This is a genomic window from Deltaproteobacteria bacterium, from assembly GCA_003696105.1.
In the GTDB taxonomy this organism is placed as follows: Bacteria; Myxococcota_A; Polyangia; order Haliangiales; family J016; genus J016.
The window spans coordinates 1-3358 of record RFGE01000178.1; the positions used below are offsets into that span (position 1 = coordinate 1).

3 protein-coding genes are annotated in these 3358 nt (G+C 70.5%); 2 read left to right on the forward strand and 1 reads right to left on the reverse strand.

The features are described from left to right. On the forward strand, window positions 1-1278 hold a 1278-nt coding region (locus tag D6689_11780; protein RMH41133.1), incomplete at its 5' end, for a polysaccharide biosynthesis protein. A gap of 11 nt (window positions 1279-1289) precedes the next feature. Next, window positions 1290-2516: a glycosyltransferase gene (locus D6689_11785; GenBank protein ID RMH41134.1), complete on the forward strand. Its 1227-nt coding sequence runs from the start codon at window positions 1290-1292 to the stop codon at window positions 2514-2516. A gap of 185 nt (window positions 2517-2701) precedes the next feature. Here the strand turns inward: D6689_11785 and D6689_11790 are convergent, their stop codons facing one another. Further along, the gene (locus tag D6689_11790) at window positions 2702-3358 is read right to left on the reverse strand and encodes a methyltransferase domain-containing protein (protein ID RMH41135.1); all 657 of its coding nucleotides are present in this window, start codon (window positions 3356-3358) and stop codon (window positions 2702-2704) included.

The window sequence follows — 3358 nt, forward strand, 5'->3', positions numbered from 1 at the left end:
GTCGTCGAGCGGATGCGCATCGACGAGATCATCGCGGCGACGCCGTCGGCCACCGGCGAGCAGATGCGCGTCATCACGCGCCACTGCCGCGAGGCCGGCGTGCCGTTCAAGGTGCTGCCGGCCACCTGGGAGGTGCTCGAGGGCCGGGCCTCGCTCGGCCTCGCGCGCGAGGTGGACATCAACGACCTGCTCCGGCGCCCGCGCGTCCAGCTCGACCTCGACGCCATCGGCGAGTTCCTGACCGCGCGGCGGGTGCTCGTGACCGGCGCGGCCGGCTCGATCGGGGCCGAGATCTGCAGCCAGGTGTTGCGATTCAAGCCGGCCAGGCTCGTCTGCCTCGACCACGCCGAGAACGGCCTGTTCTTTCTCGAGCGAAATCTGGCGCGCCTCGGCATCGCCGCCGACATCTCGTACTGCCTGGCCGACGTCACCGAGGGCGCGCACCTCGACGCCATCTTCCGCCGAGAACGTCCCGACGTCGTGTTCCACGCCGCCGCCCACAAACACGTGCCGATGCTCGAGGCCAACCCGGTCGAGGGCGCGCGCAACAACGTCCTCGGCACCGAGACCGTGGCCACCCTCGCCGGCCGCCACGGCGCGGCCGCGTTCGTCATGATCTCGACCGACAAGGCGGTCAACCCGACCAGCGTCATGGGCGCGACCAAGCGCATCGCCGAGCGCCTGGTGCAGTGCCTGCCCTTCGATACCCGCTACACCACCGTGCGGTTCGGCAACGTGCTCGGCTCCGCTGGCAGCGTCGTGCCGATCCTCAAGGACCAGATCGCCGCCGGCGGCCCCGTCACCATCACCCACCCCGACATGCGCCGCTACTTCATGACCATCCCCGAGGCGGTCGAGCTGGTCCTGCAGGCGGCCGCCATGGGCGACGGCAACGAGATCTTCGTCCTCGACATGGGCGAGCCGGTCAAGATCGTCGACCTCGCGAACGACCTCATCCGCCTGTCGGGCCTCGAGCCCGGCCGCGACATCGACATCGTCTTCACCGGCGTCCGCCCGGGCGAAAAGCTGTTGGAAGAACTCTACCTCGACGCCGAAGCGCACCGGCCGACGTCCCACCCCAAGATCCTTGTCGCACGCCACGTGCCGCTCGACGAGGCCGCGTTCCGGCGCGCGCTCGACGACCTGAAACAGGCCATCGCCGCCCACGACGCCGGCGCCGTCCGTCGCATCATTCCGCGCCTGGTGCCCGAGTTCCAGGGCGACCGGGCCGCCGGCAACGTCGTCCCGTTCGAGCCCGCCGCCCCGCGCGGAGCGTAGTCCACCCCCCCGTGCATCCGCCACTCCGCGCCCTGTTCTTCGTGGACGTTCCGCATCGCTTCGCCGGCGCGCAGCGAAGCCTGCTGGCGGCACTCTCGCGTATCGAGGAGCACGGCGTCGACCCGCTCGTCGTCTTCCCGGGGCCGGGCAAGTGTGTCGATCGCTACCGCGCAACCGGCGTTCGCACGCGAATCGTCCACGCACCGCCCGCGCTCATGACCTTCGGAAAGGTCCACCTGCGCGCCGGCTGGTGGCACCGAGGACGGACGTTGGCGCGCGCCGTCGTGCCCTACAGCGTAAAGCTGGCCCGGCTCGTTGTGCGAGAGCACATCGACGTTATCCACTACAACACGCCTCGCGGGATCCTCGCAGCCGGCCTCGCCGCCAAGCTCTCGCGCCGGCCCGCGGTGCTCCACTTGCGCGGCACCGTCCCATTTCGGGGTGCGCTCTGGGCCGCCGCGCAGGCTCTCGCCGACCGCATCGTCCTCGTCGCGCACGCCCTCGAGGGCGAACTCGGCGCCGCCGCGCGCGCACGCGCGACCGTCGTATACAACGGCGTCGACATCCCCGACCTCCCGCCCGCAGACCGCGCCCGCGCCGAGCTGGCGACGACGCACGGCATCTCGGCGCTGACCGACCCAGCCGTCTCGGTGTGCGTGAGCCTGTCGTCGCCGGTCCCGTTCAAGGGCCTACACGACTTGTTCGAAGCGGTTGCTCGGCTCCGCGACGCGGGCCGACGGTTGCTGCTTCTTTGCGCTGGAGAGGGCCAGGATCGTCGCTACCTCGACTGGCTCGACGCGCTCCGCCGCCGGCTCGGCCTCACCGAGGTGGTCCACATGCTCGGCTACGTCGCCGATCCGCTGGCGCTGCTGGCCGCGGCGGACCTGTGCGTGCTGTCGTCCGTCGACCGCGTGACGATCAATCTGCCTGACGGGCACGTCATCGAAGGCGCCAGCAACGAGGGCCTTCCGCGCACGATCCTCGAGGCGATGGCGTGCGGCGTCCCGGTCGTCGCCACCGACATCGCCGGCGTGCGGGAACAGGTCGAAGACGGCGTCACCGGCCACATCGTCCCGCAAGCGGACCCCGCTGCCTTCGCCGCCGCCCTCGAGCGCGCTCTCGCCGACACCGACTGGCGCCGCGCCGCCGGCACCCGCGCCCGCGAGATCGCTCGTACACGGTTCTCCGTCCCCCAGGCCGCCGCCGGCCTCGCAACTGCCCTGCGCCGGGGCGAGTAGGAAAAGTAGCGAGCCCGATCGGGATCTACACAGAACTCGGGAACTGATCCTTCTCACTGCCGCGATCAGCAGGTGGCAGACGGCCGCAGCCGGGCCGCTCGTGAGTTCCCTGTTCATCGCGGGCCAGCAACGAACTGCGGCGTCGGCCGTGGACACGATGTCGCCGTGCATACACGGGGCCAGAGTCACGGGACGCGGAGTATGTATCCGTAGAGTGCCGGCAAGATGGGGAGCCGTTCGTCGATGCGCGCCGCGGCGACGTTGGCCCGCACGTGGGCGCGGCGACCCAACGCGAAGCGCTGGTGCCAGAACATCGTGTTGTCGAGAGCCTTCCACGGGCGCGCCAACCACCTCCGCGCACGCGACCGGCCACCTGCGGCGACCGCCAGTGCCGCCTTGCCCGACAGGACGGCGGCGCGAGAGACGTTGAACCACGCGGCGTGGAATATGAATCCCGCGAGGCCGCCAATCGGGAAGGTCTCCTCCACCTCCAGGCCGGCGTCGCGCGCCAGCTCGGGGATGCGGCCCCGGCGATAGGTCCGGTAGCCATGGCGCCAGTAAAGCGCCGGCGAATACTCGGAAGGCACGATCACGATAGCGTGGCCGCCACGCGCAAGCTTCCGGGCGAGCCCCCTCATGACGAGCGCATCGTCGGCGAAGTGCTCAAACGTCGTGACTGCAAGCGCCAGATCGAACGGACCGCCGTCCAGCGAGTCGAGCGCGTGTGCATCGTGGACGAGGAAACGCGCACGAAGATCGCGGTTGTGCTCAATGCGGCGCCAGGCCGGGTGCTCGACAATGTCGACGCCTACGTACTCGCCACGCGCGCCCGCGTCGCGCAC